This window comes from Parashewanella spongiae (assembly GCF_004358345.1).
Taxonomy (GTDB): Bacteria; Pseudomonadota; Gammaproteobacteria; order Enterobacterales; family Shewanellaceae; genus Parashewanella; species Parashewanella spongiae.
In genome coordinates, this window is record NZ_CP037952.1 from 4,975,986 (window position 1) to 4,992,230 (window position 16,245).

Genomic DNA, 16,245 nt, shown 5'->3' on the forward strand with positions numbered 1-16,245 from the left:
TATGGTATGGTTAAACAATGTGAAATTATAAATTGAGCAAGATGGTGGAGCTGAAAAATAAAAAAATTCTCTTAGGAATTTGCGGCGGAATTGCCGCTTACAAAAGTGCTGATTTGGTCCGAAAACTTAAAGAGTGTGGCGCCGATGTCCGAGTTGTCTTAAGCCAAAGCGCAAAAGAATTCATTACACCACTTACCTTACAAGCACTTTCAGGCCACCCTGTTGCAGACAGTTTGCTCGACCCTAATGCTGAAGCGGCAATGGGGCACATTGAACTGGCTCGCTGGGCTGAACTTGTGATTATTGCTCCTGCGACCGCCAATTTTATCGCAAGACTGACTGCTGGAATGGCGGACGAACTCATCACTACATTATGCATTGCTACCGAAGCAGAAGTTGTCATTTGTCCTGCGATGAACCAACAAATGTATCAACACCCTGTTACCCAAGAAAACCTAAAAACCTTAGCCCTGCGTGGTACGAAAATATGGGGGCCAGACTGTGGCAGTCAAGCATGTGGTGAAGTTGGCCCCGGTCGACTATTGGAGGCTGTTGATATCACGCAACGGGTCATCACATACTTTCATCACGTCAGCGCAGACAAGCCTTTGCTTGGAAAAAGGGTAATGATAACCGCAGGCCCGACTCGTGAAGCTATCGACCCTGTGCGTTATATTTCTAACCACAGCTCAGGAAAAATGGGCTATGCCTTAGCGGTTGCCGCTCGAGTTCTTGGCGCTCAAGTCACCATAGTATCAGGCCCTGTTGCTTTAACATGCCCAAGCCAAATAGCAAAAATTGATGTTGAATCAGCTGAAGATATGTTGAAAGCTGTAATGACGGATATCGATAAGCAAGATATTTTCATTGGCTGTGCTGCCGTCGCCGATTACCGCATTGAGCAAGCCTCTTCCGATAAAATAAAAAAATCAGCAGAAAAAATGCAGCTTGCACTGACACGTAATCCTGATATCTTAGCCACGGTTTCAGCACTTCCACAACGACCTTTTACGGTAGGTTTTGCTGCTGAAACCAGTAATGTTGTCGATTATGCTCGCGACAAACTCAAGCGTAAAAAATTAGATATGATTGCGGCAAACGATGTGTCAATTGCAGATCAAGGTTTCAATTCAGACAGTAATGCTCTTCAAGTTATTTGGGATGGTGGACAACACGCCTTACCCGCCATGAATAAACAGATCTTAGCCCATCAATTGATGTCGATTATTGTTGAGAATATGAGTAATAAATGAAAACACCAATAGAACTAAAAATCCTCGATTCACGTATTGGATCTGAATACCCACTTCCTGAATACGCTACTGTAGGTAGTGCAGGCATGGATTTACGTGCCATGATTGATACAAATATTATTATTGAACCGGGTGAAACTCAGTTAATTCCTACAGGAGTAGCTATACACGTAGCCGATCCAGGACTTGCCGCCGTGATCCTTCCTCGTTCAGGCCTTGGACATAAACATGGTATCGTGTTAGGTAATTTAGTCGGTTTGATTGACTCCGATTACCAAGGACCGCTCATGGTTTCGTGCTGGAATCGCGGAAATACTCCATTTTCATTAGACATTGGTGAACGTTTAGCACAACTGGTTTTTGTTCCTGTCGTGCAAGCACAATTTAAACTCGTTGATGAGTTTAATACTTCTGATAGAGGTGATGGTGGCTTTGGCCATTCAGGCACTCAATAAATCCAAACGTCAACATTTTAAACATCGCTCGTCAGCTTAAAAAAATAAAAGCAAGAAAGCGCTAAGGAACAGACAATGGCTGCAAGCCCCAAGAAGAGTCGTAAAGAACATATTCTACAATGTTTAGCACACATGTTAGAAACCAATCCTGGACAACGCATTACGACAGCAAAACTTGCTGCTGAGGTTGGCGTATCTGAAGCGGCTTTATATCGTCATTTCCCAAGTAAAGCTCGTATGTTTGAAGGATTAATTGAGTTTATTGAAGAATCGATATTGTCGCGCATTAACTTGATCATGGATGAAGAGAAAGACACCATGCGTCGTTGTCAGCTAGCATTACAACTACTATTAATGTTTGCTGAGCGGAATCCGGGGATTTCCCGAGTCCTAAGTGGTGATGCACTTCTTGGTGAGCACGAACGTTTACGCGAACGCATCAATAATCTATTTGGTAAAATTGAAACTTTACTGAAGCAAATTTTACGCGAAAAAACATTGCGTGAAGGCCAAGGGTTCAATCTCGATGAAGCTGTATTAGCGAATTTACTGCTCGCCGTTGCTGAAGGTCGAATTTCACAATTTGTTCGCAGTGAGTTTAAACAAAAACCGACTCATAATTTTAATGAACAGTGGCAGTTCATTCAAAAGCAATTATTGCAAAGCTAAAATTAACATGTATTCCTTCTAGCGCCTGAATATACTGGGCGCTCATGATCTCTTTTCTTCATTTAATCTAAACAATCTCTCTACTTTTACCAACCATTTGTTTACAATATTTTAAAACTAAAACAAACAAGGATGTAAAGTGAATAAACTCCTTTTATTAATCTGTGCTATAACACTCACCTGCTCTAATTCGTTTGCAAAAATACCCTCCGATATTGATGAGCAGATTTCAATATTTACCAAACCTTACCAATACTCTGAAGTAAAAATTTCCCCTAATGGAACCTACATCAGTTTTATTTATAACGAAAATAACATCAGAAAACTCGCATTTTTAGATGCCAAAACCTACCAAGCTACTTATGTAGTCCGATTTTCTGGTGATGAAGAAGTAGGAAGTTATGAATGGGTAAATGATGAACGCGTGGCGCTAGAGAAAGTCTACAATCGTGGTTGGAAAGAAGAGCCTGAATATTACGGTGAAATATTTTCCGTTAATGCTGATGGTAAAAAAGCTACCTATCTTTTTGGCCAAAAACATGGTGGTCAAACTACAGGGTCTCGTTTGCACAAAAACACAGCAATCAATGCTATAGGCTATATTCGCCACGGCTTACCCGCTAATGATAAATATATGCTTATCAAAGCTTACCCTTTCAATAACGGTACTTCAGGGTTCATGTCAAAAGTACAACCTCAATTGTATAAAGTGAATGTCTATTCTGGTAAGCGCAAAAAAATAGCTACGGCCCCAATCACTAACGCCAATTTTATTTTAAATAAAGACTTAGAACCGACTTTTGTTTCAGGAACAAACAGCAACAATGAAACTCATCATTTTCAGTTGATTGACAAAAAATGGAGCGAAATTGATCTCATTAGAGGTCGTCTAAATAATTTTTCTATTATAAGTGTCTCTGATAAAGCCGATCATATTTACGCTGAAGGATTTTTACCGAATGAGAAACAAGCACTGTTTGAAATCAACACAAGGACAGGAAAGCAAACAAAAATAGTCAGCAATGATAATGTTGAGCCTCAAAAGTTTTGGGTCGATGATAACACCAATGAGCTGTATGCCGTTGAATTTGAAGACGGTTACCCTGAGTATGCTTTTGTTAACAAGGAGCATAACTCTGCAAAGCAATTAAAATCATTATTGAGTGCTATTCCAGGTCATCAACTACATCTGCTCAGCAAGACCTTAGATGGACACAAATCGATTGTTGCTGCATTTAATGACCGTAATCCGAGTGATTATTATGTTTACAATAGTAAGAAGAATGAGATTAAGAAAATACTTGCACAGGCTGAATGGTTGAACCCAGATGATCTTGCTGACGTTAAACCCATCAGCTTTAAAAGCCGCGATGGATTAACAATTCACGGTTTCATTACCATGCCATACGGCATTGAACATAAAAACCTCCCTTTAGTCGTTAATCCACATGGGGGTCCCATTGCCCGAGATTATTGGGGCTATAACTCACAAGCCCAGTTCTTGGCACAACAAGGTATTGCCACGTTACAAATTAACTTCCGTAGCTCTAGCGGTTATGGGTTGGCCTTTGAGAAAGCAGGCAATGAAAACTGGGGGACTAAAGTCCAATACGACATTATTGATGGCACACGCTATGCTATTAATCAGGGTTGGATCAACAAAGATAAAATATGCATCGAAGGCGGCAGTTTTGGTGCTTACAGTGCAATTCAAAGCGCGATTATTGAGCCCGATATGTTCAAGTGTGCAATTGGTGTGGCAGGGGTATATGACTTAACCCTAATGAAAGAAGAAGGTGATATTCCATCGATTAATTTTGGCTCAAGTTATCTTAACGAAGTACTTGGTAATGATCAGAGTAAACTGCAAGCAATGTCACCTGCACATAATGTCAATAAACTTAAAGCCAAGATACTCTTAGTTCATGGAAAAAAAGATAAAAGAACGCCCATAGAGCAATACGAGGCATTAGAAGATGCACTCAATTCAGCTCAGTATTCATTTGAAAAAATGATTTTTGACAAAGAAGGCCATGGATTATTCAATCCTGAGAATAGAGCAAAATATTATAAAAAAATGCACAGCTTTTTAAAAGAAAATCTAGCACTATAACCTACTGGCACGTCTAAAAATTAAACGTCCCAAGTATCATAATTGAACTGGGACGTTTTTTTAATTGTCTCGCAAATATACCGTTAAAAATGGATTTCAGCTGTAAATTAACAGGGTTTCACGTTATTCTAGTCGGCTTGCTTTATGTTATCTTTTGACTGAGAGTCAGCGATTAAAGGCAGAACCGTTACTGTAAGCCAGATTTATATCTATACTTTCGGTAATGTTAATAGACGCTAATGTGAGAAATCTATGACAATACAAGCTGTAACACTCAACCAACCTCTACTCAGTGACGCTGCATTAAAAGTCCAGCAAGCTTTAATTGAAAAAGGCTTAGAGACACCAATGCTTCCGAACACGCTCAGCAGCGAGCAACGTAAGGAAAAAATTGAGCATCATATGCGAGAAATCTTATCGCTCATGGCGTTAGATTTAAACGATGACAGCTTGGCGGATACACCCAGACGCGTCGCTAAAATGTATATCGATGAGATTTTTTCTGGATTGGATTACTGTAACTTTCCCAAGATCACCATGATCGATAATAAGATGAATGTTGAAGAGATGATCAAAGTGCAAGACATCAGTCTCACCAGCACTTGTGAGCATCATCTTGTTACCATAGATGGCGTGGCCACTGTCGCTTATTTGCCGCGTAAGAAAATCATTGGATTATCTAAAATCAACCGCATTGTGCGATTTTTTGCTCAGCGGCCTCAGGTACAAGAGCGGTTAAATCAACAAGTGTTGATCGCACTGCAAACGCTGCTTGAAACCAATGATGTAGCCGTAAAAATGGATGCGGTACATTATTGTGTGAAATCACGTGGGATCATGGACGCCACCAGTTCCACCACCACCTCTGCATTAGGTGGGATTTTTAAATCTGATCCTGCCACCAGAGCTGAATTTTTGATGCGTAAATAAACGCGTTTATATAAAAGCCAGATATGCTCAACATAAGCATTATCTGGCTTTATACCAATTACAGTAATTGGTATAATTGCTTTATTCAGTCAGTTAGGAACTGTCCCAAAATAACTTCCCTGTTTTGCTGTCGTTTATTTTTGAGCTTATACAAGGCGAAGAAAGTGTGGTGTAGTTACTCTACATAAGCTTTCGACAACACAGTAGAAGCCAAAAATAAACACAGCCCAAAGGGTTACGCTTAAAATTGCCACTCTCTGCGTTACTCATTTTTCATTTAGAATAACTAAACTTCATTCTTCGTGCCTTGATATTGACAATTTTAAGCAGTAACAAATCGGTAAGTTATTTTGAGACAGTTCCTTACGATTTTAAATTCCGAATTGCTCACGATAAGCGCGCACAGCAGCCAACTCTGTTTTCATCCCAGATTCTTGCTCTAAATAAATCAATAAATCTGCTAAGGTCAAGATAGAAATAATCTGACAGCCAAAATCACGCTCTACTTCCTGAATAGCCGATAACTCACCCTTACCTTTCTCTTGTCTATCCAAGGCAATCAACACCCCTGCAAGCTCTGCCTTATTCGCCGCAATGATTTCCATTGACTCACGGATTGCTGTGCCAGCAGTAATTACATCATCCACCAGCATGACCTTACCATTTAGTTCACTCCCCACTAACGAGCCACCTTCACCGTGTGTTTTTTTCTCTTTGCGGTTAAAACAATACGGCGCATCAATATCATGATGCTCTGCTAGCGCCACAGTAGTAGTGGTGGCAATTGGAATACCTTTGTATGCTGGGCCAAAAACCAAATCATAATCAATGCCCGAATCGACCAGTGCAGCCGCATAAAATCGCCCCAGCTTGGCTAAATCACGACCAGTATTAAACAAACCGGCATTAAAAAAGTAAGGGCTGGTGCGACCTGACTTTAAAGTAAATTCGCCAAAACGCAGAACCTTACGTTCAAGCGCAAATTCAATGAATTCTTTTTGATAGGCTTTCATTAATTTATCCTATTTTCGTTTTTATGGTTGTAGAATACGGTCAGAAAAAACGCTCCAATTCGGAGCGCCTGATAATTAATTCAATGCAGTTTTTTGCACATCAATGATTTCTCGAATGCTGTTTTTAGCTAATGCCAATAACTCGAGTAACTCTTCATGACTGAAAGGCTCACCCTCTGCCGTACCTTGTACTTCAATCATTTTACCCGTTTCAGTCATCACGACATTCATGTCGGTTTCAGCTTCGCTGTCTTCTAGATATTCCAAGTCACTGATAGGCTCGCCTTTGTAAATACCAACACTTACTGCAGCGATTAAGAATTTAAGAGGATTTGTTTTGATGATCCCTTTGCTTCTAGCGTGATTTAATGCATCCACCAATGCCACACAAGCACCTGTAATTGAAGCTGTGCGAGTACCACCGTCCGCTTGGATCACATCACAATCTATAACAATAGTATTTTCGCCTAGGGCTTTCATATCAACACAAGCACGTAAACTGCGACCGATTAGTCGCTGAATTTCCTGAGTACGTCCAGATTGCTTACCACGAGCCGCTTCACGATCCATTCTTGAATGAGTCGAACGAGGAAGCATGCCGTATTCAGCCGTCACCCAGCCTTGCCCTTGGCCTTTCAAAAAGCGAGGGACGCCTTCAGTGAAACTCGCTGTACATAATACTTTCGTTTCACCAAACTCAACTAAAACAGAGCCTTCTGCATGAGCGGTAAAGTTGCGTGTAATGGTAATTGGGCGAGCTTGTTCTGGCGTACGTTTGCTAGGGCGCATGGGTATATCCTTTAGACAGGCAAAATAAATATTGCGAGCATTATAAGGGTTTGTCGTGTCAGCACCAATAGCCAAACTCAATTGTCAATGATTCTACCCATACAGAGGTAAACTATTGCCAATAAAGAAGTGTATAATCAAACCAATTTCACTATTCACATATGAAAAGGATTTGTTCATGATCCAGAGCATGACCGCCTACGCTCGCCTTGAGCACAAAGCCAATTGGGGTGCAGCTTCATGGGAGATTCGCTCGGTTAACCAACGTTACCTTGAGACCTATTTACGTTTGCCCGAGCAATTCCGCAGCTTTGAGCCCATCTTGCGCGATAGGCTCCGTAAACGCCTTAACCGCGGTAAACTTGAAGTCAATTTACGTTACGATCTTAACGATAAATCATCTGATGAAATGCAGTTTAATCAAAGCTTGGCCAAGCAATTGATTGATACCGCAAATTCACTACAACAACAAGCTGGTCAAGGCAACATAGACATCGTAGAACTGATGAAATGGCCCGGAGTTCTAGCAAGTAGTGAACAAGATATGGACGCCATTGGCAAAGAGTTACTATCAATATTTGATGCTGCCATCGATCAATTCATCGAAGCGCGCTCTCGCGAAGGCGAAGCCATTAAAACTATGCTTGAAACTCGCCTTGTTGCCATTGAAGAACAAGTTTTAATCGTCCGTGAGCACATGCCAAAAATTATGCAATGGCAACGTGAAAAACTGCAGTCCCGTTTCGATGAGATCCAAGGTGCACTCGACCCTGCACGTATTGAACAAGAGATGGTTTTATTAGCTCAAAAGCAAGATGTCGCCGAAGAAATAGACAGGCTTGAAGCCCACATAGCCGAAACCCGCCGAATTTTAAAAAAAGGCGGCCCACAAGGCCGTCGTTTAGATTTTATGATGCAAGAATTTAATCGTGAATCAAACACCTTGGCATCAAAATCCATCAGTTCTGAAGTAACTGCTGCCGCTGTTGAACTGAAAGTGTTAATTGAGCAAATGCGTGAGCAGATCCAGAACGTTGAATAATTTCTCAGCAGTGCTCATTACGTTTTATTTTTATTTAAATTCATAAGGTTAAACTAAAACATTGTATCACAATCTCTCAGATCAGATCACGTAATCTTATAATTAGTGGTGAGTACATCGGTAAGTACTCACCATGTTGACATCACTCTTACTGGTCAGTACATTTGTTGTACATCAATCAACCAGTTAGAGTGACTTTATGGCATCTCTCGAAGATACAGACTTCGCAGAATTAATCAGAAATGGTGAAAGCAGAACAAGCCTCGGAGATGGTTTGTACTTTGTCGTACCAAAGCGTGGACAAGCCTATTGGGCCTTCCGGTATGTGTTACACAAAAAACGTAAGCTGATGACTTTAGGTAAATATCAAGAAATGCTACCTAGAGACGCTAGGGAAGAAGCCATTCTTAAAGCTAGAGAAATCAGAACAGGTATTGATCCTATCCGAGCTCGCAAAAAAGCGATGCAAGAAAATATACACACTGTTAATACTCTGTTTGAAGACTGGCATAAAGGAAATGTTCGAAGGCTAAAGTACCCAGAGATCCCCGAGCGAGTTTATCGTAAAGATATTGCCCCACATATCGGTGAGTTTCTGCTCAGCCAAGTTACAGCTAGAGACATCAGAAATATCATTGAGGCAATCACAGCCTCTGGTCGGCCAACAGTCTCTAATGACGCCCTTGCATACTGCAAACAACTTTTTAATCACGGTATAAAATTAGATTTGGTTGGTGCTAATCCAGCTGCCGCATTTAACGTGTCTGACGCTGGAGGGATAGAAAAAAGTAAAGTTCGACACTTAACAATTGAAGAAGTAACACATTTTTTCAATGTGGCCTATGAAAATTCAGACAGCTTTAGTCGAGAGAATTATATCGCTATCAGTTTACTTATTTGTCTTGGCGTGCGTAAATCCGAATTAGTTGAAGCTAAATGGTCTGAATTTGATCTGCCAAAGCGAATTTGGTTTTTGCCTAACGAAAGAAGTAAAACAGGGGTAGGGATCAGCATACCGCTTTCTGAAACGGTCATTGAGTGGATTCAAGAATTACAAGTCAGAGCTTGTGATTCGGAATATATTTTCCCAAATAGAAGAGCAGGTAAAGCCCCTCATATGGGCAAAGACACTCTTAACCGTGCGATTACAAAACTTTTTGGGCATGAAGCTGGTAAGAAAAAGCAACCGCTAAACCTAATGGGAAAAATGAACCATTTTACTGTTCATGATCTAAGAAGAACATGCCGAACTCTTTTGGCTAAGCAAGGCACATTAGGACATGTTGCAGAACGTTGTTTGAATCACAAACTCAAAGGCATTGAAGGGATTTATAACCAACACGATTACTTTGATGAACGAAAAGAAGCGTTAGATCAGCTATCTTTAACTATCGCTAACATAGTGAATAGATAGGCCTTTAATACTGATAACTGTGAACATTGTTTTGAGGTAGAAAAATTACGGCATGAACTAGGATTAAAACCTTAACGCCATGTATTTAAAGGCTTGTTTATATTTATATAGACAAGCCTTTTTGTTTTGAACCCACAATTGAACCCACATTTATTCCTGTTACCATTTTTATAGCCATCAACTAAACGATAATGAATATCATTCATATTAATTAAACCCTTATTTTCCTTGGTTAGCACTACACAGGTATTCTCACTTTTTCTTTATCAACGCCATTACGACAGCTTGGTTGTTCGTTACCTCTGAAGTTACTGCATCCCCAAAATTCCTTATTGCCACTTTTTCGTAATACCATGTCACCACCGCATTTACTGCACAGTGGGGCGATGTAGCCACAGTGGCTATTGATACACGCTTTGAATCCCTTATAGCGCTTTCTTGTCATTGGGCCTGAGCATCTAGGACAACCCTTTTCTTTGTGATCGCATAGTGGGTAATGTGAGCAAGAATAAAACTGACCGAACTTACTGGTTCTTGGCTGCAGTGTCCCCGTCGTGCATTGCTGGCAATTTATTTGTTCAAATAGTTTTTGCACGTCAGAAGTAGCAAACTCATCCAGCTCTATAGGGTACTTTTCCTTAATGAGTTCAACCACAAACGGACTCACATTGGTCATGTCAGCTAAGACATAAGCTCGATGTTTGGCACGGGTTAAGGCTACGTAAAATAAACGACGCTCTTCTGCAAATTTGAATGCTTCCTCCTTTGGAAGCATGGCATCTAACAGTGGTGGCGTCACTTTCATTGATGGGAAACCATGAAGTCCGGTAGTCAATCCCATAATGATCACATAATCAGCCTCTTTACCTTTTGAAGCGTGGAATGATTGATTTTCTATTTCAAGATTTGGGAATTGACTTTTCAACGCATTCAAATGGGTTAAGTCGGGAAGCTGATACCAAAACCGAGCGAGTAAATAGACTTTTTGTTTTGATGTTTGGTTACTTATCTTGTTATTGATAGCTGCTAGGGCTTGAGTTACTGCATCTGGAGTCGGTTCTTCATTTGTTGCACCTTGATTTGCTCCCCGGCGGAGAATGGATACAGCAGCGTGCTTCACTTGTTTGAATGAGCGAATGTCTTTCTTCAATTGAACAGGGTTTTGAGTGACAAACTGAGTGGCTACTTCACCGATGGCATTATTAAACCGAAAGGTACAATCTAAATAGGTTTTAGCCGTTGGACCAAAGTACTGAGTAAAATTGGTCGTTAAGCTCACATCAGCACCACTAAAGCGATAAATAGCTTGCCAATCGTCACCCACACAAAATACCGATGCCTTGGCATTTGAATCACGCAGCGCTCGCACTAACCTTGCTCTAGGCTCTGAGATATCTTGAAACTCATCAACCATAATGTACTTCCAAGGCGCTGAAAATTGCCCTTGTTCAACATAATTAATAGCTGTGCTTATCATATCTTCAAAATCAATCTCAGATCGTTCTGACAAGTGTTGCTGATATCGAAGTAAGATAGGTTCAAGCAGCTCAAGCGCTTTTGTCATTTGTAACCTATCAGCCGCATTGTTCAGTACTCGCTGTAATCTTTGCTCGTCTAAACAAGCCGCTTTATACAAACCAATTAGCTGACTGAATAGCTTAGCCATTGCAGTGACTCGGCCAAGTTCACGTAAAGTCTCTAGTATGGCTTCATCTGGTAGCGGATATAATTCAGTGTTCAGTTGCTGCAAAGTGTGAGCTAATACATCCGTTAAATTGCCTTTGCGTTGCTGGTGGTAAAATAACTCAATACAAATCGTTTGATGTTGGTTATGTAAGTCTCGCTTCCATTGCATGGACTCATGGTAAACGTTTTGATCAACATAAGGTGCCGTATTGCCTTCTTCATCAATACCGTAATATTCAATATAAATATCGAGCTCAGGCAAATAAAAATCAGGTTCGTATTGGCGAAAATCAACACTTCTTACATCATGTTGATATTTCGCCTCATACTGATACTCAATGCCATTTTGAAATAACCAATTTGCGATATACAGCTCACCAAAGCTTTTTACTTTTTCACCTTTCAATGTGCGGATATCGTTATCATTGAGATAGGAAAAGTATTCGCCTTCTGTTTCAAATTCAAAAGGGCTTTTTTCAACATAATAATACTGGCTAAAGTAGGTAAAGAGTTTCTTACGATAATCATCTTCTAAGATGAGTGATTCAAGTTGATCGTGTACCCACTTATCTTTGGCTTTTTCGTCATTCACCCAAGGTGATAAACTCGGTTTGGCTTGCTCAACTTCTGCAATGATTTTCATGCCTAAACTATGAAAGGTACTGGCTTTAATACTATCAGTATGCAGTTTTATCTTGATTCGCTCGTCCATTTCATCGGCGGCTTTTTTACCATAAGCCAACAACAGAATATCAGTAGCACTGGCTTGCTGACTTTCTATCAGATATCCGGCTCGACCTACCATGACGCTCGTCTTTCCTGTTCCGGCTCCCGCTAACAGTAAGTTATTGTTGTCATCAATCACGCAAGCTTTCCGCTGCTTATCCGTCAACGGGTTTGACTCAACACTTTGAAAGAAATCGGCGTATTTGATGAGCTGAGACTGAACGTAATCATCACGTACTTGTTGTATATCTGACTCTTTCCATTGATGTATCGTACATAGCTTAATAAGCATCTGTTGAAGTGATTGAGGAAAATGTTGTGCTCTCGCTTCACTCCAAGGAAACCAGCGACGGTACTCCCTATCGACTCGTTGTGCTATCAACTCTAGTCTGGAGTGGCGTAAATATTCTTGCGTACATGCTTGATCGATTTTAGCGAGTAACTTTTCTAAATGACTCGTATTATGCACAGCCCAGCAGTCTTCAATGAGTGAAGCGAATTTGTGTTTAGACAGATAACCCAGAAACGGGATCTGAATTTGTTTACCACCAGCATTAAAGCATAAGATCAAACCCAGCCAACTCCAAACAAACTCAGGCGGTCTGTTAAGCTGTTCCCATGGTATGCAGGTTACTTTGGTATTGTTACTGTCTTTAAAAGAAAAATTAGTATCTGTCAGCTCTACAGCCGAAAATCTTGGCTGGAGTATACGCCCAATCCAAGACAATGAAATTTTGTGTGATGACAACTTAACACCTACCACTCACTACAAACGAGCATTAATTTGCTACTAAAGAAGCAGCATTATGAATCTAAACCGTACTAATGACCACAATGCTGTCGTTTACATGGTTTGCCATCACCATCACCGTCCATGATGGTGCCAGGACAGTTGTTCAAATAAAATGTTGCCTCTGCGCATGACCTCATCTCTGAGCAATGTTTCTTACCGTTACAGCTGAACTTCTGAGAGCTTCTTGATGGCCCACTTTCAAAGGTTCGAGTAGGTTCGACCGGAACAGGCTCAAATATTGGTGCACTGTTTATTGGAGTATGAGGTGCTGTTATCTTTGTATATTGCTGGTAGAGATAAACGCCACCAGCAAGTAGGGCGATAATAACCAACTTACTCATAAAACTTGATTTTTTTCTATGTGTCTTGCGCTTACGTTGCGCTTTTTTGGCGACACCTTCAATTCGGCAATGTACCGCTCTTTGCTTTCCATCGCTTTGTGTCTCAACATCAAAATGAATAACGTCACCAATAACAGGTTTTCGAGACATGTGCTTGAGTGCGGAAATATGAATAAACGTGTTGGAGTTAAACGAACTGGAATATATGAAACCAAACCCTCGTTCATCATTCCATGATTTTAATATTCCTTGGTACATCAGAGTCTCTTATTGTAATTGTGTTGTGAATCTAATATTACTTTCCACGACTTGCTAAGCCAAAAATGAGAGCCGTTAGTGCCGCTCCAACAACGAAACCTTTCACACCAGTATTGTCTTTATTCTCTTGCTTAGACTTAGAGGTGTTTCCTCGTACTTGAGGCTCAACTTTAACGCTATTACTTTGTAACTTACCTACGGTAGTAGTTAACTGTTGAAAAAGTTCATTAGGATCGATGCCTAAAGCTTCTGCGCATTGAAACATTTGATCTATCGAGAAAGCTGACCGTCCTGACTCTAACCTACTGTAGCTAGCTTGCGACAAACCTACCCTTTCTGCGACTTCTCCTTGCTCTAAATTCATAGCTTTTCGGTTGTTAGCAATGACAGCACCAAAAATTGCTGAATATGAAGTGAGTTCTTCAGACATATGATCACCTTAAAAAAATGCTTGCATAAAAATAAAAATGCAATAATATAGCTCTTACAACATAATTATCGTTAAACGTAAACTGAGTTATAAAGTGGAAATGGATTTAAATATAGGTGATTTACTGTACCGAAGCAAGGGGATTGTTCAGCATGTAGGAGTATTTCTTGGTGGCAATAAGGTGCTTCATAACTCACCGGACTGTAATACTGCAATTGTATCGCTTGAAAAATTTTCAGCGGACAAGCCAATTAAAGTAGTTCGTCGCAGCATTAAAGAACCAGAATTCTTCAAGCAAAGAATCGATTACGCTTTAACAATAGAAAAAACATACAACCCATTCAGCTATAACTGTGAACAACTGGCAACTTATGTCGTAGAAGGGAACAGTCAGAGTAAGCAAATAGTGGGGACAGTTATTGGGAGCGCTATTGGGTTAATCGTTGATAGAGTTTTCAACTTAAAATCCCCTGTTCTTTCAATGGCTGCTGGTGGTATTGCTGGTTGTGCTGTAATCAATAAACAGAGGCAATATGACTCTAAGGTACATGTCTAAACGGTCTGTACAGCACCAAACCATAAAGCCCAATGCTTATCAAACTTGAGCGTTTAGTTGTAACCAGTTTTGAGCTTTTAAACGTTCAAAAGCTGAAACAATATGGCTTGGTTTCATACTGGCTTTATGCTCATTCCAGCTATGTACTCTTTGTATAAGATCAGTTTCAGTGAGATCAATATTCGCTGAATCTTGAGTCGCAACCCAATGAACTGTTGACAATAGTTCCATCCCATTTTGAGATTCAAAACCTTCAATCAAATTGGCGACTTGCTCAAACCTTTTTTTAGTTTCTGGCTCCGATTCAAGAAACTCAAAAGCATCTCTGACGGCATCATCTTTAAGTGAAATAGGCGTTTCTGGTTTATTTTTACCATCGCCATAGCCAGTAATGAAATGCCCATCCATTCTCTCTAACACATGTCTTAATACATCTGCATAAGGTCCGAAATGATGTTTAACAAAATGAACTTTATTTAGATGCTCACCTGTCGCAGTTAAAAAATAAACCAGCTTTTGCACTTCTAGTAACGACAATCTATACCCAAACCCAGTCGATAAGTAACGGTCAATTAAACCAATAATTGCTGCTCGGCCTTTGGTCATTTTAGGTCGTTTAGTGTTATTTATCATTTGTTCAGCCTGTGGTGATTGCTGAGGTGGATAAACCCGCCAATCAACTTCTGGCATATCTGATAAAGAGCGCTCTATTAGACTGTAGACCTCTTGCCAATTCAGTCCACCAAGACCACTACCCAAAGCAGGTATCGCAACTGACTTTAAACCAAGTCGATTCACTTCTTTTTTTAAATCTACCAGCCCTTGCTCAATATATTCAATCTTAGATTTTGCTTTCCAGTGCGCTTTAGTTGGAAAGTTGATGATATAAAAAGGGCTGCTCATGCTATTAAGTTCCACAGATAGCACTTTGCCTGTTACTAAAGAATCATCATCACATGCTTTTTTATAAACAGTAAAATTATGAGGAAAGGCTTTTTTGAACTGCAAGGCTAACCCTTTGCCCATTACACCAACAGTATTTACCGTATTAATAATGGCGTCGGCTTGGTCATGTAGAATATTACCTGTTAATTGAGTGATCATAATTTTCCTATCAATAGTACCAATCAGGTTTTACTATCACCTTTGGCTGGTGGTTAGCACCTTCTAGCAAGATATTAACCTCTTGCGCCATTTCATCAGTTTTCACACCAATGTATTGAATCACATTCCAGTTTACGCTTTCGAAGGCCAAAAACTCAGCTTGTTTTTCTTCTTTAATTGCCGACCAAAAACGCTCTTTTGAAATCTTATCTATATCAAGCTCGTGAATCCTACTAAAGTCATCTATCTGTTCTGCGTAATCTAAATCAGCGTGAATGTCGGTAAAAAAGCAGCCAGAGTTTGTCTGACGAACCTTATCAGTATTACTGATCAAGTGTAGTATACGGTCTTGTCCACCTTCAAAATCAGCATAACCACGATGAATCACATATAACATTACTGAACGAGGACAAAAGTTAAAAGGGACATACTGACCTATAGTACCACCAGCTGAGACACGAACAGGACGACGTAAACGGCGATCTTTAATATGGCTATAGCCTATATTCTGGTTTACCAACTCCAGTTCAATACGCTTTGAATCTGACCACAAGCAACCTTGCTTAAGAATACTGGTTAGGTTATCAATATGAGTAATATGCGAAATTTTAACTGTCATATCTTTAGTATTATTTCCACTTTAAACTCGAATAATATTATTAAAATAACCAAA

Annotated in this window: 15 protein-coding genes; 8 read left to right on the forward strand and 7 right to left on the reverse strand. The window is 40.1% G+C overall.

Annotation, left to right across the window (positions count from 1 at the left end; all coding sequences use genetic code 11):
* Positions 1-44 precede the first annotated feature (44 nt).
* The 5 genes from coaBC (at position 45) to folE (ending at position 5,420) form a co-directional block, all read left to right on the forward strand.
* Positions 45-1,253, forward strand: a complete 1,209-nt coding sequence (gene coaBC / locus E2I05_RS19690) for a bifunctional phosphopantothenoylcysteine decarboxylase/phosphopantothenate--cysteine ligase CoaBC (RefSeq protein ID WP_165905436.1) — start codon at positions 45-47, stop codon at positions 1,251-1,253.
* Complete coding sequence (gene dut, locus E2I05_RS19695; RefSeq protein WP_121852360.1) at positions 1,250-1,708, forward strand: dUTP diphosphatase; 459 nt, start codon at positions 1,250-1,252, stop codon at positions 1,706-1,708. Before coaBC ends, dut begins: the two co-directional genes overlap by 4 nt.
* Before the next feature lie 75 nt (positions 1,709-1,783).
* Positions 1,784-2,377, forward strand: coding sequence for a nucleoid occlusion factor SlmA (slmA, locus tag E2I05_RS19700; protein ID WP_121852359.1), 594 nt, complete (start codon positions 1,784-1,786; stop codon positions 2,375-2,377).
* A gap of 139 nt (positions 2,378-2,516) precedes the next feature.
* Positions 2,517-4,490 carry an alpha/beta hydrolase family protein gene (locus E2I05_RS19705; protein WP_121852358.1) on the forward strand — a complete coding sequence of 658 codons (1,974 nt, stop codon included), beginning with the start codon at positions 2,517-2,519 and terminating at the stop codon, positions 4,488-4,490.
* Between the two features lie 252 nt (positions 4,491-4,742).
* Complete coding sequence (gene folE / locus E2I05_RS19710) at positions 4,743-5,420, forward strand: GTP cyclohydrolase I FolE (RefSeq protein ID WP_121852357.1); 678 nt, start codon at positions 4,743-4,745, stop codon at positions 5,418-5,420.
* A gap of 371 nt (positions 5,421-5,791) precedes the next feature.
* On the opposite strand, the gene pyrE is transcribed toward folE, so the two are convergent.
* Positions 5,792-6,433, reverse strand: coding sequence for an orotate phosphoribosyltransferase (gene pyrE, locus E2I05_RS19715; protein WP_121852356.1), 642 nt, complete (start codon positions 6,431-6,433; stop codon positions 5,792-5,794).
* Between the two features lie 75 nt (positions 6,434-6,508).
* Positions 6,509-7,222 (reverse strand): ribonuclease PH, encoded by a 714-nt coding sequence (gene rph / locus E2I05_RS19720; protein WP_121852355.1) that lies wholly within the window; start codon positions 7,220-7,222, stop codon positions 6,509-6,511.
* A gap of 178 nt (positions 7,223-7,400) precedes the next feature.
* Here rph and E2I05_RS19725 point away from each other — a divergent pair, with 178 nt between their 5' ends.
* Complete coding sequence (locus E2I05_RS19725) at positions 7,401-8,264, forward strand: YicC/YloC family endoribonuclease (protein WP_121852354.1); 864 nt, start codon at positions 7,401-7,403, stop codon at positions 8,262-8,264.
* A gap of 199 nt (positions 8,265-8,463) precedes the next feature.
* Positions 8,464-9,678 (forward strand): tyrosine-type recombinase/integrase, encoded by a 1,215-nt coding sequence (locus tag E2I05_RS19730; RefSeq protein WP_121852353.1) that lies wholly within the window; start codon positions 8,464-8,466, stop codon positions 9,676-9,678.
* Positions 9,679-9,916: 238 nt separating this feature from the next.
* On the opposite strand, the gene E2I05_RS19735 is transcribed toward E2I05_RS19730, so the two are convergent.
* From E2I05_RS19735 to E2I05_RS19745, 3 genes are all read right to left on the reverse strand, one after another.
* Entirely contained in the window at positions 9,917-12,838 is a 2,922-nt protein-coding gene (locus E2I05_RS19735; RefSeq protein ID WP_376707891.1) for a UvrD-helicase domain-containing protein, read from the reverse strand.
* A gap of 74 nt (positions 12,839-12,912) precedes the next feature.
* Positions 12,913-13,482 carry an excalibur calcium-binding domain-containing protein gene (locus E2I05_RS19740; RefSeq protein ID WP_121852351.1) on the reverse strand — a complete coding sequence of 190 codons (570 nt, stop codon included), beginning with the start codon at positions 13,480-13,482 and terminating at the stop codon, positions 12,913-12,915.
* A gap of 37 nt (positions 13,483-13,519) precedes the next feature.
* Positions 13,520-13,912, reverse strand: a complete 393-nt coding sequence (locus E2I05_RS19745) for a helix-turn-helix domain-containing protein (protein WP_121852350.1) — start codon at positions 13,910-13,912, stop codon at positions 13,520-13,522.
* A gap of 100 nt (positions 13,913-14,012) precedes the next feature.
* Here E2I05_RS19745 and E2I05_RS19750 point away from each other — a divergent pair, with 100 nt between their 5' ends.
* The gene (locus E2I05_RS19750; RefSeq protein WP_121852349.1) at positions 14,013-14,468 is read left to right on the forward strand and encodes a C40 family peptidase; all 456 of its coding nucleotides are present in this window, start codon (positions 14,013-14,015) and stop codon (positions 14,466-14,468) included.
* Positions 14,469-14,507: 39 nt separating this feature from the next.
* Here E2I05_RS19750 and darG read toward each other — a convergent pair whose 3' ends face one another.
* Together darG and darT are read right to left on the reverse strand one after the other, a co-directional pair.
* Positions 14,508-15,572 (reverse strand): type II toxin-antitoxin system antitoxin DNA ADP-ribosyl glycohydrolase DarG, encoded by a 1,065-nt coding sequence (gene darG, locus E2I05_RS19755; protein WP_121852348.1) that lies wholly within the window; start codon positions 15,570-15,572, stop codon positions 14,508-14,510.
* Positions 15,573-15,582: 10 nt separating this feature from the next.
* A complete protein-coding gene (gene darT / locus E2I05_RS19760; protein ID WP_121852347.1) occupies positions 15,583-16,191 on the reverse strand; it encodes a type II toxin-antitoxin system toxin DNA ADP-ribosyl transferase DarT in 609 nt (202 codons plus the stop codon).
* Between the last annotated feature and the right edge of the window lie 54 nt (positions 16,192-16,245).